The 23,860-nt window shown below is 68.6% G+C and carries 21 protein-coding genes; 11 read left to right on the top strand and 10 right to left on the bottom strand.

Annotation, left to right across the window (positions count from 1 at the left end; translation table 11 throughout):
• Positions 1-20 precede the first annotated feature (20 nt).
• The 4 genes from L593_RS03950 to L593_RS15870 all read right to left on the bottom strand — a co-directional run bounded on the left by L593_RS03950 (position 21) and on the right by L593_RS15870 (position 3,686).
• Positions 21-1,205: an alpha-hydroxy-acid oxidizing protein gene (locus tag L593_RS03950; protein ID WP_049893835.1), complete on the bottom strand. Its 1,185-nt coding sequence runs from the start codon at positions 1,203-1,205 to the stop codon at positions 21-23.
• 72 nt (positions 1,206-1,277) lie between these two features.
• Positions 1,278-2,312 (bottom strand): PAS domain-containing sensor histidine kinase, encoded by a 1,035-nt coding sequence (locus tag L593_RS03955; RefSeq protein WP_020445641.1) that lies wholly within the window; start codon positions 2,310-2,312, stop codon positions 1,278-1,280.
• A gap of 295 nt (positions 2,313-2,607) precedes the next feature.
• Positions 2,608-3,327 (bottom strand): archaeal proteasome endopeptidase complex subunit beta, encoded by a 720-nt coding sequence (gene psmB, locus L593_RS03960; RefSeq protein ID WP_020445642.1) that lies wholly within the window; start codon positions 3,325-3,327, stop codon positions 2,608-2,610.
• Positions 3,328-3,512: 185 nt separating this feature from the next.
• The gene (locus tag L593_RS15870; RefSeq protein ID WP_020445643.1) at positions 3,513-3,686 is read right to left on the bottom strand and encodes a hypothetical protein; all 174 of its coding nucleotides are present in this window, start codon (positions 3,684-3,686) and stop codon (positions 3,513-3,515) included.
• Between the two features lie 349 nt (positions 3,687-4,035).
• On the opposite strand from L593_RS15870, the gene L593_RS03965 reads away from it, so the two are divergent.
• A complete protein-coding gene (locus L593_RS03965) occupies positions 4,036-4,407 on the top strand; it encodes a DUF555 domain-containing protein (protein WP_020445644.1) in 372 nt (123 codons plus the stop codon).
• A 238-nt stretch (positions 4,408-4,645) separates the two neighbouring features.
• On the top strand, positions 4,646-7,189 hold the full coding sequence (gene ppsA, locus L593_RS03970; RefSeq protein ID WP_020445645.1) for a phosphoenolpyruvate synthase: 2,544 nt from the start codon (positions 4,646-4,648) through the stop codon (positions 7,187-7,189).
• 44 nt (positions 7,190-7,233) lie between these two features.
• Here the strand turns inward: ppsA and L593_RS03975 are convergent, their stop codons facing one another.
• Positions 7,234-8,139, bottom strand: coding sequence for a winged helix-turn-helix domain-containing protein (locus L593_RS03975; RefSeq protein WP_020445646.1), 906 nt, complete (start codon positions 8,137-8,139; stop codon positions 7,234-7,236).
• A gap of 168 nt (positions 8,140-8,307) precedes the next feature.
• Between L593_RS03975 and L593_RS03980 the strand changes: the two genes are divergently transcribed.
• The 3 genes from L593_RS03980 to mfnA all read left to right on the top strand — a co-directional run bounded on the left by L593_RS03980 (position 8,308) and on the right by mfnA (position 11,682).
• Positions 8,308-9,510, top strand: coding sequence for an ABC transporter ATP-binding protein (locus tag L593_RS03980; protein WP_020445647.1), 1,203 nt, complete (start codon positions 8,308-8,310; stop codon positions 9,508-9,510).
• Entirely contained in the window at positions 9,497-10,345 is an 849-nt protein-coding gene (locus L593_RS03985) for a hypothetical protein (RefSeq protein WP_020445648.1), read from the top strand. The genes L593_RS03980 and L593_RS03985 overlap by 14 nt, the downstream gene beginning before the upstream one ends.
• Before the next feature lie 257 nt (positions 10,346-10,602).
• Positions 10,603-11,682: a tyrosine decarboxylase MfnA gene (gene mfnA, locus L593_RS03990; protein ID WP_020445649.1), complete on the top strand. Its 1,080-nt coding sequence runs from the start codon at positions 10,603-10,605 to the stop codon at positions 11,680-11,682.
• Positions 11,683-11,860: 178 nt separating this feature from the next.
• On the opposite strand, the gene L593_RS03995 is transcribed toward mfnA, so the two are convergent.
• The 3 genes from L593_RS03995 to L593_RS04005 all read right to left on the bottom strand — a co-directional run bounded on the left by L593_RS03995 (position 11,861) and on the right by L593_RS04005 (position 14,347).
• The gene (locus L593_RS03995) at positions 11,861-12,139 is read right to left on the bottom strand and encodes a helix-turn-helix domain-containing protein (RefSeq protein ID WP_020445650.1); all 279 of its coding nucleotides are present in this window, start codon (positions 12,137-12,139) and stop codon (positions 11,861-11,863) included.
• 169 nt (positions 12,140-12,308) lie between these two features.
• Complete coding sequence (locus tag L593_RS04000; RefSeq protein WP_020445651.1) at positions 12,309-13,559, bottom strand: ABC transporter permease; 1,251 nt, start codon at positions 13,557-13,559, stop codon at positions 12,309-12,311.
• Positions 13,559-14,347 (bottom strand): ABC transporter ATP-binding protein, encoded by a 789-nt coding sequence (locus tag L593_RS04005; protein ID WP_020445652.1) that lies wholly within the window; start codon positions 14,345-14,347, stop codon positions 13,559-13,561. Before L593_RS04005 ends, L593_RS04000 begins: the two co-directional genes overlap by 1 nt.
• Before the next feature lie 250 nt (positions 14,348-14,597).
• Here L593_RS04005 and L593_RS04010 point away from each other — a divergent pair, with 250 nt between their 5' ends.
• Both L593_RS04010 and L593_RS04015 read left to right on the top strand, forming a co-directional pair.
• On the top strand, positions 14,598-15,005 hold the full coding sequence (locus L593_RS04010; RefSeq protein WP_020445653.1) for a pyridoxamine 5'-phosphate oxidase family protein: 408 nt from the start codon (positions 14,598-14,600) through the stop codon (positions 15,003-15,005).
• Positions 15,006-15,161: 156 nt separating this feature from the next.
• The gene (locus L593_RS04015; RefSeq protein WP_020445654.1) at positions 15,162-15,869 is read left to right on the top strand and encodes a class I SAM-dependent methyltransferase; all 708 of its coding nucleotides are present in this window, start codon (positions 15,162-15,164) and stop codon (positions 15,867-15,869) included.
• A 62-nt stretch (positions 15,870-15,931) separates the two neighbouring features.
• Here the strand turns inward: L593_RS04015 and L593_RS04020 are convergent, their stop codons facing one another.
• Entirely contained in the window at positions 15,932-16,909 is a 978-nt protein-coding gene (locus L593_RS04020; RefSeq protein WP_020445655.1) for an aldo/keto reductase, read from the bottom strand.
• 154 nt (positions 16,910-17,063) lie between these two features.
• Between L593_RS04020 and eis the strand changes: the two genes are divergently transcribed.
• From eis to L593_RS04040, 4 genes are all read left to right on the top strand, one after another.
• On the top strand, positions 17,064-18,302 hold the full coding sequence (gene eis, locus L593_RS04025) for an enhanced intracellular survival protein Eis (protein WP_020445656.1): 1,239 nt from the start codon (positions 17,064-17,066) through the stop codon (positions 18,300-18,302).
• A 172-nt stretch (positions 18,303-18,474) separates the two neighbouring features.
• Positions 18,475-19,980 carry an Asp-tRNA(Asn)/Glu-tRNA(Gln) amidotransferase subunit GatB gene (gene gatB, locus L593_RS04030; RefSeq protein ID WP_020445657.1) on the top strand — a complete coding sequence of 502 codons (1,506 nt, stop codon included), beginning with the start codon at positions 18,475-18,477 and terminating at the stop codon, positions 19,978-19,980.
• Between the two features lie 131 nt (positions 19,981-20,111).
• Complete coding sequence (locus L593_RS04035) at positions 20,112-20,783, top strand: peptidase (RefSeq protein WP_020445658.1); 672 nt, start codon at positions 20,112-20,114, stop codon at positions 20,781-20,783.
• Positions 20,784-20,805: 22 nt separating this feature from the next.
• A complete protein-coding gene (locus L593_RS04040; RefSeq protein WP_020445659.1) occupies positions 20,806-22,542 on the top strand; it encodes a sodium:proton antiporter in 1,737 nt (578 codons plus the stop codon).
• 8 nt (positions 22,543-22,550) lie between these two features.
• Here L593_RS04040 and L593_RS04045 read toward each other — a convergent pair whose 3' ends face one another.
• A complete protein-coding gene (locus tag L593_RS04045; protein WP_049894291.1) occupies positions 22,551-23,777 on the bottom strand; it encodes an iron-containing alcohol dehydrogenase family protein in 1,227 nt (408 codons plus the stop codon).
• Between the last annotated feature and the right edge of the window lie 83 nt (positions 23,778-23,860).

A 23,860-nucleotide genomic window follows, 5' to 3' on the forward strand; every position in this document is an offset into this window, starting at 1 on the left:
CGCCCGTTGCTTTCAGGACGTCAGCGCTCCCGTAGCACGGACCGATCGAGCCCTTCGATCGACGACTGACCGGCAAGACCGAGCGTCAGATCGAGATCCGCGAGGAAGTTCTGCCCGACGGCCCGGACGCCGTCGGCGCCGTCGAGTGCGAGGCCGTAGACGTACGGCCGGCCGAGCATGACGGCATCGGCGCCGAGCGCCAGCGCGACGATGGCGTCCGAGCCCCGCCGGATCCCGCTGTCGAAGAGCACCGACGCGTCCTCGCCAATCCGATCGACGACCTCCGGGAGCATCTCCAGTGCCGGCACCGCCCGGTCGACCTGCCGACCGCCGTGATTCGAGACGATCACGCCGTCGGCACCGCGGTCGACGGCCTCCGCGGCGTCGTCGGGATGGAGGATACCCTTCACGACGACCGGGAGGTCCGTCTCGCCCACGAGCAGTTCGAGGTCGTCCCAGGTCAGGGAGGGATCGCCGAAGACGTCGACGAACTCGCGGATTGCAGCGAGTTCGTTCTCGGCCGGATCGACGTCGAGCCGATCGAGGAAGGCGGGATCGGCGAAGTAGTTCGCGAGCCCCTCGCCGTCGAGGAAGGGGAGGTAGGCCTCCTCGATATCCCGTTCCCGCCAGCTCAGGAGGGGCGTGTCGAGCGTCACGACCAGCGCCTCGAAGCCGGCGTCCTCGGCGCGCTCGACCAGGCTCTCCGTGACCGCACGGTCGCTGCTCCAGTAGAGCTGGAACCAGCCGCGGCCGTCCTCGTGGGAGAGCGTCTCGGCGACCTGCTCCAGCCGGAAGGAGGAGACGGTGCTCAGACACATCGGCAGGTCGAGATCCGCAGCGGCCTCCGCCACGGCGATCTCGGCGTCCTCGTGAACGATCGAGAGCACGCCGATCGGCGCGAGCAGGACCGGCGCAGCGAACTCCTGGCCCAGTACCTCGACGGAGAGATCACGGTCCTCGACGTCGCGGAGCATCCGCGGGACGATCCGCCACTCGGTGAACGCCTCGCGGTTTGCGTCCATCGTCTCCTCGCCGCCCGCGCCGCCGGCGACGTAGCCCGCTGCGCCGTCGTCGAGTGCGTCGAGCGCTGTGGCTTCGAGGTCCTCGTAGCGAACGGGGAGGTCGGGCGTGACGTCCGCCAGCCCTTGCATGTAGATATTTCGCTGGCGGGTGGGGCCTGGCGGCTCCGGATCGTCGTCTGGCATGACCGGAGGTACCGCGGGGCACGCCAAAGAAGTTCCTGCGGATCGACCGCGCGCTGGTCGTGCCGAACGGCCTCAGGCCGCTGCCACCCAGAGCGTAATCGCACTCCCACCGTTGGGCCGGTCGGTGTACTCGACGGAGCCGCCGTAGGCAGTCACGATCCAGCGGACGAGCCAGAGCCCCAGTCCGTTGCCGTGGTCGAGTGGCGTCAGTTCGAGATCGCCAGTAAGCAGTCGACGCTCGCGCTCTGGCAGACCGGGACCGTCGTCGGCGACCGTGAGCCCGACGCGATCGGCCGAGGCCGACGCCGAAATGGCGACGCATGGGGTCGGCGCCTCCGAGTGCCGGACGGCGTTGTCGAGCAGTGCGGCGATGGCACGATCGAGGTGGCCGCCGGTCAGCGCCGGCGGCGCGTCGGCGACGTCGACGGCGACCGTAGCGCGCTCGGTCAGCGGTACCGCGTCGCGGGCTGCGGCGACGACTGGACCGAGCTCCGTCGGTTCCAGGTCCGGATCCGCGTCGAGCACCCGCTCGATGTCCCGCGCCTCGTCGCCGAGCCGTGAGAGCGTGAGCGCGCTGTCCCGGATCGTCTCCGCAGCGGCTTCGATCGCCGGCGAGTCGGCCGTCTCGAGCAGCTCCTCGGCGTTACCGGCGAGGACGTTCACCTCGTTCCTGAGGTTGTGCCGCAAGACGCGGTTCAGGACGGCGAGCTGTCGTTCCTGTCGAATCTCGTCGGTGAGATCGGTGTAGATCGCGAGCCCGCGGTCGCCGTCGGCGTACGGGACGCCGCGGTAGAGGACGGTCTTGACACCGTTTTTCGTCTGCCGATCGACGACGGCGTGGTTGTGTTCGCCGCTGGCGGTTCGTTCGTCGAACTCGTCGCTCTCGCCGGCGAGCCAGCTGGGGACGATCAAATCGTTGAGCGACTCGCCGATGATCGCCGGCGATTCGTAGCCGAAGAGGTCGACGAAGGCGTCGTTGACCTCTCGAATGATCGGCTCGTCGTCGACGAACTCGAAGTCGACGATGGCGTCCTGGACGTGTTCGAAGAGGTGGCGAAACCGTTCTGCGTCGAGGGCGTTTGCGGCGGTCTCCCGCTGGGCAGTCATCGATGTCGCCTCGGCCGCGGCGCCCAATAACACTTACCGAGCAGTAACTTTACTCGCCTAAAGGAGCTTCAACATCCACTAATACATTAGATAGCACGGCATTCGAACGGTTAGCTGTCCCTACAGTCAAATATCGTCCAATTTTGTCGGCGGCGGACGGCGAACGCGCCCTGGCAACTGTGTCGAACGTGCAGTGCTCGGGGAGTCGGCCCGTAGCGAGGTCGACGGACGCTCGATCACGCTCGCCATAGGGTACGAGGCGATCGAGTGGACGGCAGGAAGAAGACTGGAACCGTTACAGCACGTCGTCGTAGCTCTCGTGGCCGTGGATCTCGACGCCTTCGTCGGTGACCTCGGCGACGTAGATACCGTTGCCGGAGCCGGTGTCGCGCTCGGTGGCGCTCTGGATGCCCTGAGCGGCGACGCCGATGGCCTCCTCGTTGGACATGCCGTCCTCGTACTCCTGTTCGAGGGTGCCGTAAGCGAGTTGCATCCCGCTGCCGGTCACGGTGTAGTCGTCGCCCATGACGCCGCCCGCGGGGTCGATCGTGAAGACGTGGGCGCCCTCCTCGTCGACGCCCCCGAGGATGGGGTTGATCGCGAAGAACGGACCGCCGCGGATGAAGTTGCCCGCGAGCGTCGAGAGCGCCTGCATGCTCATCGACTCGCCACGGCGGGCCTCGTAGAGGTTCGCCTCGGCGCGGAGACTGGAGATGAAGGACTGGGCGCCGCCGACGGAGCCGACCATCGTGAGCGCGGCCGTCGGGTGAACCTGCTCGACCTTCTGGACGTCCTTGTTGGCGACGAAGCGGCCCGCGAGCGAGGCACGCTGGTCGGTCGCGATCACGACGCCGTCCTCGGTCGTGATACCGATCGTCGTGGTACCCGTCTTGGCGACGGAGTCGAGGTCCTCCTGACCGGTGTCGGGGAGGGAACCGAGGCGTGGCGCGAAGGGGTCCTCGGGACCGTCGTCGATTCCGGCGGGCGTCTGCGGGGCGGTCGGTGGCTGTCGCATTGACCGGTGGTTCTGGCCCCGAGCATAAAAAGGCGTCCGGTCGCGGTGAGCGCGGGCGGTGTCGAAACGGATCGGATCGACCCAGGCGCCAGTGGCAACGCTGACGTCAGTCGGAATGGACACTCGCCGAACCGAGCGAGGGCTCGAGGGGTAGAGAACGACGAAAACGTGCGGTCAGTGCCTGTTCAGCGTCCGGTGGCTGCCTCGTACTTGTTGCCGAGGCCCTCGACGACGCGGTGGACGGGGAGCCGCAGGCCGACGCGGTTGGCCGCCATCGCGAGCGGGAGCATGACGATGCCCAGCGCGATCGAGAGCTGGTACAGTGCGAACAGGGTTGCGCGGTGTGCGCGGTCGATCATCGGGTGTGCTTCGTCGATGGTTCCCGGGTAGTATATAAGAATTACTGCTCGCTCGCCGATAGCTCGGACGATCGTGACGAATTACCCCGCTCTCGTCGTGCGATTCAAGCTGAGTTGTTTTCGTCTCAACCGGATGGGGGTTCGGGGCGCTGTGACGCCGAAGTAAACGCTCCATGAGCCGCTGGCGAGGCATAACTTATGGCGATAATGGAGTGATCGTGCGCATCGTTCAACGGGTCGTCTGCGCGCCCTGGCCGACGCCATCGACGGCGGCCAGATCGGGAGCGCCCGGCAGTCGCGGCGCGTCCGAACCACAAGGTATCACTCCCTTCGGCCCGCAAGCCGCTGTATGAGCAACTACCTCGTCGTGATGGAGGCAGCGTGGCTCGTGCGAGACGTGGAGTCGATCGACGACGCCATCGGGGTCGCCGTGAGCGAGGCGGGCAAACGCCTCAACGACAAGGACATGGACTACGTCGAGGTCGACGTCGGCGCGACCGGCTGTCCGGCCTGTGGCGAGCCGTTCGACTCGGCCTTTATCGCCGCTGAGACCGCGCTCGTCGGCCTCGTCCTCGAGATGGAGATCTTCAACGCCGACAGCGAGGAGCACGCCCAGCGCATCGCCAAGAGCGAGGTCGGCGGCGCGCTGCGCGACGTGCCCCTCGACGTGGTCGAGACGATCGAGCGCGAGGGCGACGCGGACGACGAGGACGAACGCTGACCGCGGCCAGGAGCGCTCGGTATACGGGACCCTTTGACGGGGTGCGGGTAACACGGCGGCTACCGTTCGGCGCACGGCGCGACGGACCAGCTACGCCGGATATCGCGCGAGCCGCGGTGCCGGCGCGAAGCACGTAGCTACCTGACAGCGGGTGGGGAGACTCACTCACGTCCGAATCTATTTCGTGCATGAACGTTCACAACATTCTTTGTCGCGCTCGGACTGGGAACGCGTACAGATGGGCCTCAGATGGCTGGACGACGTCCGGGCCGACGACGGAGCGAGCGTCGGCGGGAAAGGCGCCTCGCTGGGCGAACTGACCGCCGCAGGACTCCCCGTTCCCCCGGGCTTCGTCGTCACGGCCGACACCTACCGATCGTTCCTCCAGGCAGCAGACCTCGAAGCCGACCTCGACGCGGCAGTGTCGGTAGACGCTGACGACCCGAGCGAACTCGCCGGCGCCGCCGAGCGCGCGCAGACGATGATTCGTGACGCGTCCGTACCCGACTCCTTCCGCGAGGAGCTCCTCGGCGCCTACGACGACCTCGGCGCGGGAATGGCGAGCGAGCCATTCGTGGCGGTCCGCTCTTCGGCGACCGCAGAGGATCAGCCGGACGCGAGTTTCGCCGGTCAGCAGGAGACCTTCCTCAACGTCGACCGCGACGGGCTGCTCGAGGCGGTTCGGGAGTGCTGGGCGTCGCTGTTCACCCAGCGCGCGATCTACTACCGCCAGCAGCAGGGCTACCCCGCCAGCGACGTCGACATCGCCGTCGTCGTCCAGTTGATGGTCGACGCCGACGCCAGCGGCGTGATGTTCACCAGTCACCCCTCCACTGGCGACGGGCGGATGATCCTCGAGGCGGCGTGGGGACTCGGCGAGGCCGTCGTCGCGGGCGAGGTCTCCCCCGACAACTACGTCGTCGACCGGGAGCGCGAGACGGTGAGCGACGTCGCCGTCGCGGACAAGCGCATCCAGTACGTCCGCGATCCCGACACCGGCGAGACGATCGAGGAGCCGGTGCCAGACGACCGGCGCGAGCAGCGCGTTCTCGACGAGGAGGCGCTGGATCGGCTCCGCGAGATCGGCGAGCGCGTGGAGTCCCACTACGGGACCCCACAGGACGTCGAGTGGGCCCTCGTCCAGCACGAGGCGGGCCAGGCGCCCGTCAGCGGCGTCGACGCCGGCGCGGGCCTCGACGACGCGACGGTGTACCTGCTGCAGTCTCGCCCGATCACGACGCTCCCCGACGACGCGACCCCGACCGACACCGCCAGCGACGTGCGAAGCGAGACCGCGGCCGAGACCGCAAGCAACGCGGCGAGCGCAGGCGGCCCGGACCCGACGACGGCCGTCGGCGACCAGGACGGCGACCCCGAGCGATCGACCGAGAGCGACGCAGCGAGCGCCGACGGCGGGAGCCAGGCGATGGCGAGCGAGGAGCTACTCGTCACCGGCCTCGGCGCGTCGCCGGGCACCGCCGCCGGCCCGGCGCGGATCGTCGAGAAGCTCGACGAACTCGACAAGGTCGAGGCCGGCGACGTAATCGTGACGAAGATGACGACCCCGGACATGGTGCCCGCGATGCAGCGCGCGTCGGGCATCGTCACCGACGAGGGCGGGATGACCAGCCACGCCTCGATCGTCTCCCGCGAACTCGGCGTGCCGGCCGTCGTGGGGACGGGGAGCGCGACGAACGAGATCGAAGACGGCCAGGCCATCGCGATCGACGGCGAGACCGGCCGGGTGACGACTGGCGACGAAGCCGAGTTCCAGGCTGGCGAGGCGGACACACCCGACAGCGGATCGGGAGCGGAGAGTGCCGGACCGAGCGCAACCGCGACCGCGGCCGGAGCGGGCTCGCAGGCCACCGATCGCGTCCCGCCCGCGACCGCCACGGAGGTCAAGGTCAACGTCTCGATCCCGGAGGCCGCCGAGCGCGCGGCCGCGACTGGCGCCGACGGCGTCGGCCTCCTCCGGATGGAGCACGTCGTGCTCTCGACGGGCCAGACGCCGGAGCATATGATCGCTCGGGACGGCGAGGACGCCTTCGTCGACGTCGTGGCCGACGGGATCCAGCCCGTCGCGGAGGCGTTCTACCCCCGACCGGTCCGCGTCCGGACGCTGGACGCCCCGACCGACGAGTTCCGGACGCTCGAAGGCGGTGCCGACGAACCCGAGGAGCACAACCCGATGCTCGGCTACCGGGGCATCCGTCGCTCGCTCGATCGGACGGACCCGTTCCGGGCCGAACTGGCTGCCGTCGCGAAGTGCCACGAACTCGGCTACGACAACGTCGAGTTGATGCTCCCGCTCGTCACCGACGCCGAGGACGTCCGGGCGGCGAAAGAGCACATGCGAGCGGCCGGACTCGATCCGCGCCACACGACCTGGGGCGTGATGGTGGAGACGCCAGCGAGCGCGCTCTGCGTCGAGGGAATTTGCGAGGAGGGCGTCGACTTCGTCTCCTTCGGCACGAACGACCTCACGCAGTACACGCTCGCCGTCGATCGGAACAACGAGCGGGTGGCCGACCGCTTCGACGAACTCCACCCCGCGGTGCTCGAACTGATCGGCGACGTCATCGAGACCTGCCGCGCACACGACGTGCGGACGAGCATCTGCGGGCAGGCTGGCTCCAAGCCGGCGATGGTCCGGCACCTCGTCGACGCCGGCATCACCTCCATCTCCGCGAACGTCGACGCGGTCGCGGACGTCCAGCGCGAGGTCGAGCGCGTCGAGCAGCGACTGCTGCTCGAGTCGGTGCGGGAGGAGCAAGCCTAGCTGCAACTCCTCGTCGACTCGGCCCCGGTGGCCCGCCGGTGTCGCTACGTCGTCGAGTCGCCCCTCGTCCGTTCGAACGCCTGAATCTGCCCCTCGCGATCGACGACGATGGTGAGGTGATCCGCGGCCAGTTCGATCGTCACCTCGAACAGATCGGACGACGAACCCTCCAGCTCGGCCGTCGCGTCCTCGAGCGCGTTCCGTTCGCTGAGCATGGCGTCCTCCGGCCCGAGGCCGTGCTCGTGGTAGAAGGCGACGACGGGCGGAGACTGCGCCACGAAGATCGGCAGTGGCACCGTGTACGCGAGCCAGCATCGCTCGCACTCGACGTCGACCCGCGGCCAGTCCGTACCGAGTTCCTCGAACGTGCCGTCGGGATCGACGACGCGAGCGTCGATCGTCCCCCAGCACCGGTGGCACAGCCCGTTCCGGGCCAGTTCGACGTTGGCGCCGGTGCGACGGACGGTCACGTCGAGGAGTTCGTCCATCGACCGGTCCGTCGCGGCGCCGGCTGGCACCGGGTAGGCAAACCACGTGTGTTCGTCGTCGCACTCGATACGGACGGACTCGTCTTCGTAGCGCGCGTAGAGTGGGTCCTCACACACGGGACACTCGTACTCGGTCTCCGTCGGTTCGACGTCCGCGCTGCTGCCGAACCGGCCCGCGTGGATCGACGAGGCGACGTTGAGGCCCGCGAAGGTGGGCCGGTAGCCGTCCTCCGTCTTCTTGACGAACGTGTCCTGGAGTTTGTCGAGGTGGTAGTTGAACCGCCCCGCGTCGTCGACGCTCACCGCCCGGCGGAGTTCGGAGAAGGCGTACGGTTCGGCGGACGCGTCGGGCTGGGACCGCTCCGCGAGCTCGAGCAGGATTCGGAGTCGCGTCTCGTCGCCCAGCACCGAGAACACCGCCTCGGAGTCGTCGCTGAGCGAATCGGTATCCTCCTCGGTCATACCCGAACGTTCGTCGCATCGACCGTATCGATTGTGGTCGGTGAGCGGACGGGACCGGCCCGGTCCGACGGACTCGGCACACCGGCTACCACGCCGTAACTATCAGAATTCGAACTGAACGACCGTTCTGGGAACTTTTAGGGCCGATCCTGCCCTGGAACTGTCCAGATGACAGGTGATCACGACTCCAGGGCGCCGGCGCTCCGCGTCGAGGGCCTCGCGAAGACGTTCGGCGAGGGCGAGGGAGCCGTCCGGGCGGTCGACGGCATCTCGCTGTCGGTCGACCACGGCGAAGTCGTCGGCGTGCTCGGCCCCAACGGCGCCGGCAAGACGACCACGATCAAGTCGATGCTCGGCCTCGTCCTGCCCGACGACGGGACGGTCGAGGTCTGTGGCATCGACGTCCACGACGAACCTGCCGCGGCGTACCGCCACGTCGACGCGATGCTCGAAGGTGCGCGGAACGTCTACTGGCGGCTCACCGTCGAAGAGAACCTTCGCTACTTCGCGGGCCTGGGTGGCGACGATCCCGACGATCTCACCGACCGCCACGAGCGGCTGCTCGAGTCGCTCGGGCTCGCTGACGAGGCCGACACCGTCGTCAACGACCTTTCGCGCGGGATGAAACAGAAGGTCTCGCTGGCCTCGACGCTCGCCCGCGACGTGGACGTCGTCTTCCTCGACGAGCCGACGCTCGGGCTGGACGTGGAGTCCTCGATCGAACTCCGCTCGGAACTCCGGCGACTCGCCGAGCGCGAGAACGTGACGATCGTGCTCTGTAGCCACGACATGAACGTGATCGAGGCGGTCTGTGACCGCATCGTCATCCTCCAGGACGGGCGCGTGATCGCCGACGACCCGATGGCCGACCTGGTGGACGTGCTCCGGGAGAAGCGCTTCAGCGTGGTGACGGACGGTCCGATCGACGAGGACCTGGAACGCGACCTCGCGGACCGCTTCGGCGCGACGATCCGCGAGTCCGACCCATCGGAACGCGGTGGGGACACCGAGGTGGGCCAGTCCGTGACGATCGACGCCACTGGAATCGGTGCCGAGGATGCGGCGGCGCTGCTGGACGCGGTTCGCGACGCGGGCCATTCGCTGCAGGACGTCGAGACGGCGGAGCCGACGCTCGAAGACGTGTTCCTGCGCGTCACCGGCACCGGTGACGGTGGAGACGGCGATGGCTCGGAACCCGGCGGGAACGCCCACCCCAGCGGCAGCAGGAGCGGCGACGCCAACGGCAGCGGGAGCGGCGACGCCAACGGCGGCAGGAGCGGTGACGGCAGCGGCGACGAATCAGCGGCCACGAACGACGATCCGGAGCCGGCAGCCGCTGGCACGGGGGTGATCGCCGATGGCGACCGCTGAGGAGCCCGCCCCGGCGGTCGGCGAGTCCGACGGCGCCGGCGCTCGTTCCGATCGCACTGGCGCCCCGTCGTTGCTCGCGCTGGTGCGGGTCGTCCTCCACAAGCAGGTCCTCCTGCTCGTGCGCTACCCAGTGAACACGTTCAGCCAGTTCGCGACGATCTTCGCCTTCTTCCTCGCCATCTTCTACGGGGGCCAGGCCGTCGCGGGCGCGGCGTTGACCGACTCGCTGGACGGCCTCATCGTCGGGTTCTTCCTCTGGACGATGGCGATCGTGGCGTACTCCGGGCTCTCCTGGAACGTCACGCGCGAGGCCCAGTGGGGGACCCTCGAGCGACTGTTCATGTCGCCACACGGCTTCGGCCGCGTCATGACGGTCAAGACCGCCGTGAACGTCCTGATGAGCTTCCTCTGGGGCACGCTCATGCTCGCGTTCATGATGGCCGTGTCGGGGCGAGTCGTGACGCTCGATCCGGTGACGATCCTGCCGCTCCTCCTGCTCACGCTGGGATCCGTCGTCGGGATCGGGTTCGCCATCGCGGGGCTTGCGTTGCTCTACAAGCGCGTCGAGAACCTCTTCCAGCTCGTCCAGTTCGTCTTCATCGGCCTGATCGCCGCACCGGTCGAGGGCGTCCCGGCGCTTCGCCTGTTGCCGATGAGCCACGGGAGCTACCTCACAGGAGAGGCGATGGCAGAGGGGACTGCGATCTGGGCGATGCCCGCCTGGGAGCTCGGGCTCCTGCTCGTGACCTCGACGGCCTACCTGCTCGCGGGCTACGCCTGCTTCCAGTACGCTCAGCGGCGGGCGCGTCGCCAGGGACTGCTCGGGCAGTACTGAGCGCCGTCGTGGGGGACCGCTGGGGCGTTCACTGAACGCCCGAACAGTTGGCTGCGGCTCCGCGAATCGGCCCCTGGGGCTCGGCCGGTCCGCGTTCCAGCGGTCGACGAATCGGCCGCCTCGGCACCAGCGACACCGATCCCGGTCGGCGGGTAGCGCGATCGTTCACTCCTGTAGGTGTCCGTACAACGACGCACCAGTTGTCGCGCTTCGGGAAGCGCAACCCCTAACATCGCCGCTACCGTCGTCGGTCCTGTATGCGTGCCGAGCCGCAGTCGTTCGACCGGGTGCTGTCCTCGATGTGCACGGAGCCACATCCGGCAGCGCGCGAGGCCGCCGAAACCTTCCTCGCGACCAACCCCGGCGATCCGGCGACCTATCCCGCCATCGCCGACCTCGAAGCGGACGTCGTCGACCGGCTCGGCGAGATTACGTCGCTCGCAGACCCCCACGGCTTCGTCGCCAGCGGGGGCACGGAGGCGAACATCCAGGCGGTCCGGGCCGCTCGCGATCGCTCTGACTCACGGGACCCCAACGTCGTCGCCCCGGAAACGGTCCACTTCTCGGTCCGGAAGGCCGCCGACGTGCTCGGCGTCGAGTTGCGAACCACGCCCGTCGACGCGGACTACCGGGCGGAACCAGCCGCCATCGACGCGGCGACCGACGCCGACACCGCGTTGATCGTCGGCGTCGCCGGCTCGACGGAGTACGGCCGGGTCGATCCGATTCCGGCGCTCGGCGAGGTCGCGACCGACACCGGCGCCATGCTACACGTCGACGCGGCGTGGGGCGGTTTTGTCCTCCCCTTCACCGACTACGAGTGGGACTTCGCGGTCGAAGCCGTGGACACGCTGACGATCGATCCCCACAAACTCGGGCAGGCCGCGATCCCCGCCGGCGGGCTGCTCGCCCGCGAGAAGGCGACCGTCGACGCACTCGCCGTCGAGACGCCGTACCTCGAATCGACGACGCAGGCGACGCTGACGGGGACCCGCTCCGGCGCGGGCGTCGCGAGCGCGGCCGCGGCCCTCGACGCGCTCTGGCCGGAGGGCTACCGCGAGACCTACGAGCGCCAGCAGGCGCTGGCGGAGTGGCTCGCTGGCGAGTTCGAGGACCTTGGCTTCGACGTCGTCGAGCCCTCCTTGCCGCTGGTCGCAGCGGACCTCGACGCCTCGCTCTTCGATTCGCTTCGCGAGGAGGGCTGGCGCGTCTCGCGAACCCGGGCCGGCGAGCTGCGGATCGTCTGCATGCCACACGTCACCCGGGAGATGCTGGAGTCGTTCCTCGCGGACGTGCGTGCACTTCAGCCGCGGGCTGCGCCTGCTGCCGACGACTGAGACGACCGGTCACGACGCCAGGCAGGCGTTCCAGCGATCCGCCTGGTGCGCGAACGGCCCACCCGTCTTTCTGATTCGTCGATAGGAGCGGAGAAAGCTGCCCGAACGGAGAATTTCGGCGCGGCGGTGCTGCTTGCGATATCGGGAGTACCGACAGGAAGCGGGTCGCGTGGCCGCCTCAGGTCCGGAGGTAGTAGACCTGCTTGCGCGCGTCGCGGAAGGAGTACCGGGAGCCGATGAGGCCGGCGTCCTCGAGGCGGTTGAGGGCGTAGCGAACGGTGCGGTCCGGCAGCAGGGACTCCTCCGCGAGCTGCCCCTGGGAGAGCGGGGTGTCGCTCTCGAGTACCTTCGCGACCAGTTTCGCGCTCGGCGGGAGCTCGCGAAGCCTGTCACGATATTCGGTTTCAGAGAGAGTTTCTGCCTCGTCCGCCCGTTCTTCCGCCGTCGTCGTGCTCATACGTCCACTACAGGATTCAGCCAATGGTAAAACTTAGTATACTGGTGTTCATACAATAAATAGAATATAAGGTGTTTAATTCGCATATGGATTTCTCGGGTGTCTGGCGCTCGCTTCCCGGGACTGGACCGGCCGTTCTTCGAACTCGACCGCGCGAACGGCGGTACGGTCACTCGTAGCGGAGCGCCTCGATCGGATCGATGCGCGCCGCGCTCCAGGCGGGGTAGAGTCCCGCGATCACCCCGACGACGATCCCGACGAGAATGGCGACGGCGCCCCACGTCACCGGAAGGACGAACGGGAGGTCCAGCCACTGCGTGACGCCGTAGCCCGCGAGCATGCCGACGGCCAACCCAAGGATCGCCCCGAACAGCCCTAGCACGACCGCCTCGACCAGGAACAACTGGAGGACGTCTCGGTTCTGGAAGCCGACAGCTTTCATGATCCCGATCTCGCGGGTGCGCTCGGTGACGCTGACCAGCATGATGTTGGCGATGCCGACAGCGCCGACGACCAGCGAGATGAGCGCGATGGCGGTGACGAACCCGGTGAAGCGGTTCAACACGGTCTGGATCTGCCTGACGAACTGCTCGTTCGTCCGAACCACTGTCTCGTAGGAGCCCGGGAGGAGCTGGGCGGCGTCCGAGTCGCTCTCGAGATAGGTCGACACGCGATCGGAGACGTCGTCGACCCGGTCGTAGTCGACGGCGACGACGGTCAGCCGCGAGTAGACGCGCTGGCGCTCGCCGGTCGTCGGACTCTCGAGCGTCGTCTGGACGAACGGATCGGTCGGGCCGTACACCTGGGGAAGCGAGACGGACGGTCCGAACGCGGTGTCATCCGGTGCTTCGAGGATTCCGACCACGGTCGCAGTGACCGTCTCCCCACCGTCGCGCCTGATTTCGATTTCGTCGCCGACCGAGACGTTGGTCCGGAAGACGGTCGCCGCCTGCTGGTTGAGCACGACCTGGGCTTCGCCGGGTTCGAAGGGACCGCCGGCCGAGAAGTTCTCCTCCCCGGTCTCCTCGAAGTACGCTGGCGTCGTCGCGGTGAGCGCCGGGAGCCCGACGGTCTGGTTGGCGTAGGTGACGCCGGACAGCGAGACGGTTCCCTGCGGGACCACCGTTTCGACCCCCTGTAAGGCCCGGATCTCTTCGAGGTCGCGTTCGGTGAAGACGACCTGCCCGCCGTCGAACCCGCCGAAGCCGTCCGCCCCTTCCGGCTGGGTGAAGACGGTCATCGCCGGAGACCGGCCGGTCGTGAGTTCGCCGACGACGGCCTCCTCGAGGCTGGCACCGAGCACGACGAAGGTGATGACCGCACCGACGCCGATGACGACGCCGAGCAGCGTCAGCGCCGATCGGAGGCGGTGGCTCCCGATCGACTGCCAGGCCATCCGGAGGCTCTCGAGGACGTCCATCACTCGCCCTCCCGGTCGCCGTCACGCCGGCGGTCGTTCGATCCAGCGTCCACCGTCGGCCGTCGCGGCGATTCCACGACCTCGATGCGCTCGAGTTCGCCGTCCAGCAGGTGGAGGATCCTGTCGGCGTGCTCGCCGATCCGGCGCTCGTGAGTCACCACGAGCAGCGTGTTCCCCGCGGCGTGGAGTTCGCTGAACAGCCGCATGATCGTGTCTCCGGTGGTCGTGTCGACGTTTCCGGTCGGTTCGTCGGCGAGCAGCAACGTCGGGTCGTTGACGAGCGCCCTGGCGGTCGCGACGCGCTGGCGCTGGCCGCCCGAGAGTTCGTTCGGCAGGTGATCGAGTCGCTCGCCGAGTCCGACCTGCTCGAGGAGGCTCCGTGCCCGCTCCCGTCGCGCGGTGCGAGAGGCGTCCCTGGCGACCATCGGGAGGGCGACGTTCTGCAGGGCAGTGAGACGCGGCATCAGGTTGAACGTCTGGAAGACGAAGCCAATCTCCTCGCCCCGGAGTCGCGTCCGCTCGCGATCGGAGAGGGCAGTTACGTCCTGGCCGTCGATGACGATCGTCCCCTCCGTCGGCGTGTCGAGACACCCGATCAGGTTCATCAGCGTGCTCTTTCCGGAGCCGCTCGGCCCCATGACCGCCGTGTAGGAACCACGCGGGAGTTCGAAGGAGACGTCGTGGAGCGCGCGGACCGGCTGTGCGGTCTGGTACGTCTTGCCGACGCCCCGGAGCGACACCGCCGTATCGGTGCGGTGGGCGGCCCCGCTCTCGGTCGAGCCGCTCATGCTCCCCCCTGACGAGCGCCTGGAGACTGGGCCGCGGGACCGACAGTCGAGCGAGCCATACGGAGGCATTCGACGAGCGGGCCACTGTTATACGGGCGTTACGAGACGCCGTCGACGCCGACCGCCCCGATAGCGAGAGGATACCGCCAGAGCGGCGTGGACGACCCTCACGCCCGAACCCGGCCCGAATCGCCGGCAAACCACGCGAGGAGCCGTCGAACACTTCCCGTTCGCACGCCGAGGACGAGCCATGGCAGCGATTCCACCCGAGTTCCAGGACCTCTTCGAGAAGCAGACCCTCGCCCACGTGGCGACGATGCTCCCGAATGGACTGCCCCACGTCACGCCGGTCTGGATCGATTACGATCCGGAGCGCGACCACCTGCTCTTCAACACCGCCCGCGGGCGTCGGAAGGAGCGCAACGTCCGAGCGAACCCCGCCGTCGGCGTCTCCATGTGCGACCCGGACGATCCCTATCGCTACTGCTCGGCGTGGGGTGAAGTCGTCGAGGTCACGGAGGACGGCGCCGTCGAGCACATCGACGAACTCGCACGGCGGTACATGGACGTCGACGAGTACCCCAACAAGGGCGACGAGGAGGGCGCACGCGTGATCGTCCGGATCGAAGCCGACGAGGTCGTGACCGGCGGAGAGTGACTGGAGCGGAGTGATCGACGCGGAGCGAACGCGGAAATGGCCAACGGAGGCTGATCGCCTCGGACGTCGGTGCTCCCAGACGAGGCGATCGGCGACCACGTGCGCGACGAGCATTCAGTACTATTTTATCATCGGAGTGTCGATCCGCACCACAGCGTGAAGGGACAGGAGTGGTACCAGGAGCACGACGTCGCCGAGGCCTACGAAGACAAGCGGTTCTCCGGCGGCGGCCGGCTCATCGACCGACGCGAGAAAGAGGCCGTGCTCGACGCGCTCGGGCCCGTCGAGGACAAGCGCGTGCTCGAGATCGCGTGTGGCACCGGCCGCTTTACCGTGATGCTCGCCGAGCGTGGCGCGGACGTCGTCGGCCTCGACATCTCGAACGCCATGCTCGCCCAGGGCCGCGAGAAGGCCCGCGCCGCGGGCGTCCAGGACAGTCTCGACTTCCTGCGCGGCGACGCCGGCCGACTGCCCTTCCCCGACGATCACTTCGACGCAGTCCTCGCGATGCGCTTCTTCCACCTCGCGGATACGCCGGAGGCCTTCCTCTCGGAGATGGAGCGGGTCACGAAGGATCTCGTCGTCTTCGACACCTTCCGGCGCTTCTCGACCCGGTCGATCTACAACTGGGCGCTCCCGATGGGGTCGCGCCTCTACTCCCGGTCGGAAGTCGACGGCCTCCTCGAATCGGCCGACCTCGAACTCCGTCAGGCCTGGCACGACTGGGTGTTCCCCTACGGCTTCTACCGACAGCTCCCCGGTGCGGTCGCCAGACCGTTCCGGATTCTCGACGGCACGCTCGGGTCGCTCCCCGGCGGGAACGCACTCGCGTCGGTCTCCTACTGGCAGACGTCGGTGGAGTGAACGAGCGGGGTTCACTGTAGCCGCCTTCTCAATTGGTCGACGAAGCAGCGCCGCGGCGCCGACTACTCGTGGCCCGACACCCGGACCGGCTCGTAGGGCTCCTCGAGGTAGGCCTGGTCGCTCTCGGAGAGGTCGATCTCCAGCGCCTCGACGGCCTGTTCGAGGTGCTCGACGCTCGTGGTGCCCACGATCGGTGCGTCGACGGCGTCCTGGTGGAGTAACCACGACAGGGCGATCTGAGCCATCGTCACGCCCTTCTCCGCGGCGAGTTCCGCGACGCGCTCGTTGATCTCCTGCCCACCGCCCTCGCGGTAGGGGTGTTCGTACATGTGCTCCTCCGTCTCGCCCCGCGTGGTGGCGTCGATGTCCTCGTGCGGCCGCGTGAGGTAGCCACGCGCCATCGGACTCCACGGGATCACGCCGACGCCCTCCCGTTCACAGAGGGGCAGCATCTCGCGTTCCTCCTCGCGGTAGACGAGGTTGTAGTGGTTCTGCATCGTCGCGAAGCGGTCGAGACCGAGCCGGTCGCTGGTGTGCAGGGCGTCGGCGAACTGGTGGGCCCACATCGAGGACGCGCCAGCGTGACGGATCTGGCCGCGGCGGACCGCGTCGTCGAGCGCGCGGAGCGTCTGCTCCATCGGCGTGTCGTAGTCGTAGCGGTGGATCTGGTAGAGGTCGATGGTGTCCATGCCCAGGCGCTCCAGGGAGTTCGACAGCTCCTGCTCGATGGCCTTCCGGGAGAGACCGCCGGAGTTCGGATTGTCCTCGTCCATCTGGAAGAAGCCCTTCGTCGCGACGACCTGCTCGTCGCGGTCGTAGTCGGCGAGGACGTTCCCCAGGACCCGCTCGGACTCGCCCAGCGAGTACATGTTCGCGGTGTCGAAGAAGTTGATCCCCAGATCGATGGCGCGCTCGATGATCTCGCGGGACTCCTCCTCGTCGAGAACCCACTCGCGCCAGTCGCTCGTCCCGAAACTCATGCAGCCGAGGCAGATTCGGCTGACCTCCATGCCCGTCGAACCGAGAGTGGTGTACTCCATGTGCGGAGCAACCACCCCGTGGACCAAAACGCTCGGGGCATCGGCACGCCGCGCGGCGGGGCCGCCGGAATCCAGCACAGCCCGCCGGGGGACGTCCGATCGGATCCGCTTCGTCGAGGGACACGCTCATTGTGCCGCCGGGCGACGCGGCTGTATGGCCGACTATCGCCCCGTCACCGACGACCGCCGGGCGAGGTACCACGCGATCATGCAGCAGGCGTTCGACGCCGAGAGCGGCCCGGCGCCGAGTTACGCGGACGGCGACGCCGACGAGGACCCGGAGGACTGGCCCCCTGACCTCTCCGATCCCCGGGGCCTCGTCGCCGACGACGAAGTCGTTTCCACCTGCAAGCTGTACTACCTGGACGCGACGGTTCGCGGCGAGTGGACCGAGATCGGCGGCCTGGGCGGCGTCGCCACGCCACCCGAGCACCGCCGGAAAGGGTACTCCCGCGAGACGCTCCAGGGTGCACTGACGGAGTACCGCGAGCAGGGCGTCGACCTCGTCGCACTGTGGCCCTCCACCGTCCGCTTCTACCGCGGCCTCGGCTGGGGCGTCGCGAACCGGACGCAGCGGGCGCGAGTCCCACCGGCACAGCTCGTGGAGATCGAGGGGCCGGAACCGGCCGGCGGCGACGATGGCCGATTCCGACAGCTCGACGCCGACGACTGGGAACGCCTGCGAAGCGTGGAAGTCGAGCGCGCCCAGCGGTTCGGACTCTCGCTCCGACGCACCGAGGAGTGGTGGCGCACACGGACGCTCGCCGCGTGGCCGAGTGGCCCCGGACCGTACGTCTACGGCGACGAGGTCGACGGCGACCTCCGGGGGTACGTACTCACGCACGTCCGGGAGGGCGAGGACGGGAAGGAGCTGAAAGTGCAGGATCTCGCCGGCGTCGATCACGCCGCAGAACGAACCCTGCTCGGCTTCCTCGCGAACTACGATTCCCAGGTCGAGACGGTGGTGCTCGACGGTCCGCTCGCCGGCGACCTGCCGGAACTGGTGCCCGATCCCGGCGAACTGGACGTGACGGAATCGGTCGGGACGATGATCCGGCTAACTGACGTGCAGCGGTGGCTCGAAGGATACGAGTGGCCCGCCAGCGTGGAGGATCGGTTCGTCCTCGACGTCGCGGATCCGCTCCTCGATCGCAACGCCGACCAGTTCCTCGTGCACGTCGCGGACGGCGAGGCGACCGTCGAGTCTGCAGGGGGCGACCTCGCCGGGGACGCGACGCTCGGGATCGGCACGCTCTCGCGGCTAGCGATCGGTGCGATCGACGTCGACCGTGCGGAGCGACTCCGGGACCTCCAGGTACACGACGATGCCTCCCGGGAGACCCTCGAAACCGCGTTCCCCGCCGAGCCGGTGTATCTCCGGGAGTTCTTCTGACCGCACCCGGCGCGATCCGTCGGCACCCCGTTCGAACGTTCGGCCAGTTGCCTCGTTCGGGGGTTCGACTGGTTGCATCGTTCGGACGTGCGATCGGTTGCCTCGTTCGACCGTGCGACCTCTCGCCCGCGCAGCGAAGCGCTTTAGCGACGCCACGCCGAATCCGCGGACAATGAGTACGCAGGCCGCCGCGACGGAGGAACTCGCGGTCGTCATCGGGCTGGAGGTCCACGTCCAGCTCGAGACGGACACGAAGATCTTCTGTGGCTGCTCGACCGAACCGGCCGACGAGCCCAACACCCGCACCTGCCCCACCTGCCTGGGGCTCCCCGGCGCGCTCCCGGTCCTCAACGAGGGCGCCGTCGAGGCGGCGGTGAAGGTCGGGAAGGCCATCGACGCGACGATCCCCGAGACCACCCGGTTTCACCGGAAGAACTACTTCTACCCCGACCTGCCGAAGAACTTCCAGATCACGCAGTACGACGAGCCGATCTGCCAGGACGGCGAACTGGAGATCAGCCACGAGGGCGAGCGCCGCGTCGTCGGCATCGAGCGCGCCCACCTCGAGGAGGACCCCGGCTCGCTGCGGCACGTCGGCGGCTCCATCGACACGGCGGAGTACACGCTCGTCGACTACAACCGGGCGGGAACCCCGCTGCTGGAGATCGTCACGGAGCCGGACTTCCGCGCGCCCCAGGAGGTCCGGGCCTTCCTCGCGAAGCTGACGGAGGTGCTGGAGTACCTCGGCGTGTTCGACGCCGAGCGCGACGGTTCGCTGCGCGTCGACGCCAACATCTCGATCGTCGACGCCGAGGAGGTCGACGACGAGACGGGCGAGATTTCGATCGAGACGCTCGAGGCCGCCAACCGTACCGAGGTCAAGAACATCTCCTCGCACAAGGCCGCCGAACAGGCGCTGGCCTACGAGGTCACTCGCCAGAAGAACGCCATCTCGCGGGGCCGGGAGGTCGAACAGGAGACCCGTCACTGGGACGAGGGCAAGGGCGTCACCGTCTCGATGCGCTCCAAGGAGGCCGAGAAGGACTACCGGTACTTCGAGGAGGCCGATCTCCCGCCGCTGGAGGTCGCCGACTGGAAGGAAGAGATCGACATCCCGGAGCTCCCCGACGCCCGCCGCGAGCGCTTCCGCGAGGAGTATGGGCTCGGGCAGGAGGCCGCGGACAAGCTGACCTCCACGAAGCAGGTCGCGGACTTCTACGAACGGGTCGCCGCCGACTTCGAGCCCGACCTCGCGGCGACGTGGGTCGCCGACGAACTGCTCGGCGAACTCAACTACCGCGACATGGCAATCACCGACGTGGAGGGCCGTCTCGACGAGTTCCACCGGCTCGTCGAACTCGTCGCTGCCGAGGAGATCACGGCGAAAAACGCCAGCGAGGTCGTCCTCCGCACGATGCTCGACGAGGGCGACGAGACTGGCGAGGGGCCAGGCCCGGACGCGATCGTCGAGGCCGAAGACCTCGGCAAGACCGACGAGGGCGAGGTCGAAGCCGCGGTCGAGGCCGCGATCGACGAGAACCCCGACGCCGTGGCGGACTACCACGACGGCGACGACGGCGCGATCAACTTCCTCGTCGGGCAAGTCATGCAGGCGACCGGCGGGAGTGCGGATCCCGGGACGGTGAACCAGCTACTGCGCGAGGAACTGGAATCCTGAGCCGTGCTGTTGGAGTCCTGAGTCGAGCTATCGGAGTCCTGAGGCGTGCTGTAACCCGACGCCAGCCTGCCCGTACCGAGCAACCTGCGAAGTGGGAACGCTTTTTCAGCAGGCACCACTCTCGTCCGTAGATGCTCTGGCTCGCGATCGTCGTCGGGCTGTTCGCGGCAGGCCTCTCCCTCGTCCTCCTCGCGTACGCGCCGCGGCTGGGGTACTCTCTCCGTGAACCGAGCGAGACGGAGGCCGAGCGGATCGAACAGCTACTCGAGGACGTGGGCGCACCGGACGTCGAGACGGCAGTGCGGACCACCACCCGAGACGGGGCGATCGAGTGTGATCTCCTCGGCCTGCCGGGCGATCGGACGCTGGTCGTCGCCGACGCCGCGTTCGAGGGGCTCGAGGACGAATCGCTCCGCGCGCTGGTCGCCGTCGAAGTCGAACGGGCCCGCTCCCGGATCGAGATTCCGCAGGCGCTTGCTTCGGGCGTCGCAGTGGCCGTCGTCGCGGCCGCCTACGTGACGTCGCTCCCAGTCCTGCCGACGTTTCTCGTCGGATGGGCGATCGTCCTCGGTGGAATCGCGCTGGTTCGCCGCCAGTACTACGCAGCAGACGACGCTGCGGGCGAACTGGTCGGCCGCACGGTCCTCTGCGACGCGATCGAACGAGCCGCACGGCGTCGCGGGGCCTCGCTGGAGACCGGACGACGCTGGCACGCACTCGTCGACGTCGAGCCGTCCGTCGGCGCACGGATCGAGCGGCTGCGGACGACGCCGAACCCGCAGCCGACCGAACCGCCTAATTGACGCCCCGCTGTAGCGATCCCAAATGGCCCCGGGCGCAGTCGACGTCGCGATCCTCGTCGACCTGATCGACGTGTTCATCATCGCGGCGGCGGTCGGGATCTTCGTCGCGAAAGTCGGCGACTTCCCGTACACGATCGCGCTCCTGCTGGCCGGAATCGCGGCGTCGGTCATCGGCATCGAGGTCGCGATCGAACTCTCCCACGACCTGATCCTCCTCGTCTTGCTCCCGCCACTGCTGTTCGAGGGTGCGGCGACGACGGACTTCGAGCGGCTCCGGCGCAACCTCCTGCCGATCCTCTCGCTGGCGGTGGTCGGGCTGGTCGGCTCGATCGTCCTGCTCGGCGCGGCCGGACAGTACGTCTTCGGCTTCGACCTCCTGCTCGCCCTGCTGTTCGCGGCGATGATCCTCCCGACGGACCCCGTCTCCGTGCTCGCGCTGTTCGAGGACCTCGGCGCGCCCGACCGACTGGCCGTCCTGGTCGAGGGCGAGAGCCTGATCAACGACGGCGTCGGCGTCGTGCTCTTCTCCGCGTTGCTCGCCCGCGTAAGCGCCGAGGCGGCCGGCGACGCCACCGGACCGGCACTCACGACGCTCGACGGACTGGGCGACGTGGGATTGAACGTCCTCGTGGTCAGTGGCGGCGGCCTGCTCGTCGGCCTCGCGGCGGGCTTCGCGACCTACTCCGTCATGCGCGGGCTCGACGATCACATGACAGAGATCGTGCTCACGATCGTGCTGGCGTACGGCGCGTTCGTCCTCGCCGAGCACTATTTCCACGTGTCGGGGGTCATCGCGACCGTCGTCGCCGGGCTGTTCATCGGCAACCGCGGCGCGGAGTACGCGATGAGCCCGCAGACGAAGATCGCGATCTTCACCACCTGGGAGACCGGCGCGTTCATCGTCAACACGTTCATCTTCCTGATGATCGGCGTGACCGTGCCGATCAGTTCCGTGGTCGAGCACGGGTGGGCGATCTTGCTGGCGATCCCCCTGGTGCTCCTCGCCCGGGCGGTAATGGTGTATCCGATCATCGCGACGACCAACCGGGCGACGCGACCCAGCGTCCCGCTGGCCTACCAGCACGTCTGGGTCTGGGGCGGGCTCCACGGCTCGATTCCGATCGCGCTCGTCCTCGGCCTTCCACCTGGGACGCCCGAGCGGGAGATGCTCCGGGCGATGGTGTTCGGCGTCGCGGCGTTCTCGCTGGTCGTCCAGGGACTGACGATGGGGCCGCTACTCGACTCGCTGGGGGTCGTCACGCGCAGCGACGCGGAGGAGCTCTTCGAGCTACTGATCGGCCGAGCGCGGGCCGTCGACGCCGCGCTCGAGGCAGCCGAGGACCTCAACGAGCGCGGCGACATCCCCCAGCAAGCGTACGAGGAGTTCACCGCGGAGTACGAGCGGGAGAAGGCAGCGCTCGCGGGCGCGATTCGGGAACTCCTCGCGGAGACGCCCGAACTGCGCCACGAGCAGATTCTGGCCGGCGAGCGGCGGCTCCTCCAGCGTGAGAAGAGCGCGCTCATCGACGCGGCTCGCAGCGGCGTCGTCGCCGACGACGTCGGCGAGCGCCTGCTCGAAGAGGTCGACCTCAAACTCGACTACGTCCACGACGGCCAGTCGACGGTCGCCAGCGACGAGGAGGCGTTCGAGGAGTTCTGGCGCCAGCGCGCTGACGAGTACGGCCTCGACGTCGATCGCCAGCACCTGGACGACGCTGGGACGGAGGACACCCCAGGGAGCGAGAGCGCCGGAGAGTAACGCCCGACTCACCACGCCGCGTCGAGCACGGCTTCCAGCGACGGCGCGGTCGGCTCGTAGTCCGCCGGACCGTTCGCGACGAACCGATGATCGGCGACGGCGGCGGCGATCTCCGGGAGATCCTCGCGATCGATGCCCGGGACGTCGCGGAGGGCGGTGGTGACGCCGAGGGCGTCGCGCACCGCTACGAGTTCGTCGACGATCGAGGTCTCGGGATCCGCCCCATCTGCCACGCCGAACGCGTTCGCGACGAGTCCGATCCGGACGGCTGCGGTTTCGAGGAGGTGCTCCAGGAGGTGAGGGGCGCAGATGGCGTGGGCGACGCCCTGCTGCACGTCGCCGCGCGCGGAGACCGCCTGGCCGGCCGCGTGGATCACCGACATCGTGGTGCAGTCCGTCCGCGAGATGCCGTACTGCGCGAGGAGCAGTCCCTCGACGGCGGCCGGAACACCGTCGTGGTAGTCCCCGGAGCCAGCCTCCCCGAACGCGAGGAGGCCCTCCCGGAACCGACGGACGCCCCGCGTCGCCGTCGCGTCGGTGATCGCCGTCGCGTGGCGGGAGTAGAGCGTCTCGATCGCCTTGTCGAAGCCGTTCATCGCGGAGCCGGCCAGGATCGACCGCGGCGTCGTCGCGACGACCTCGGGATCGTACACGGCCTCGACCGGACCGAGTTGGGTCCCACCGAGCCCGCCAGCGACCTCGGCGTCGACCAGGTCCCCTGCCGCCGGCGAGGCCGAGAGGCCTGCCCCGATCGTGAAGTCGGCCCCGGCGAAGGTCGTGGGAACGGCGACGATCGGCAGGGGATCGTCCGGGACGGTGAGCGTCTGCCGCTCGGCGAACTCCGCGCCGAGTGCCTGGGGGTCGTCGTCCCGTGTCCGGACCGTGGCGATCGCCTTCGCGGTGTCGATGCTGCTCCCGCCGCCGACGGCGACGAGCACGTCCGCGTCGCGCTCGCGAGCGGCAGCGGCCCCCGCGACCGCCGTCGAGAGGCGCTTCTCGGGCGTCGTCTCCGCGAAGACGCCGGCGAGTCGGTCGCCGAGTCCAGAACTGACCGGGTCCATCACGGCCGCCGTCTCGCCGATCGTGGTGCCGGTGACCACGAGCGCGCGGTCGAAGCCCATCTCGGCGAGGTCGTCGGACAGCGAGGCCGTGGCGCCCGCACCGTAGCGGATCGCGCCGGGGTCGTAGTCGAGCCGGAACGGGCCCGAGCCCTCCAGGAGCACTGCGTCGGTCACGTCCACCCGTTGTGGGCAGGGAGCCAAAAGCGCTCGCTGCAACCGATTCCCGTTGGAGGATCGACTGGATCGGTCTGGCCGAT

It is taken from the genome of Salinarchaeum sp. Harcht-Bsk1 (assembly GCF_000403645.1).
Classification (GTDB): Archaea; Halobacteriota; Halobacteria; order Halobacteriales; family Salinarchaeaceae; genus Salinarchaeum.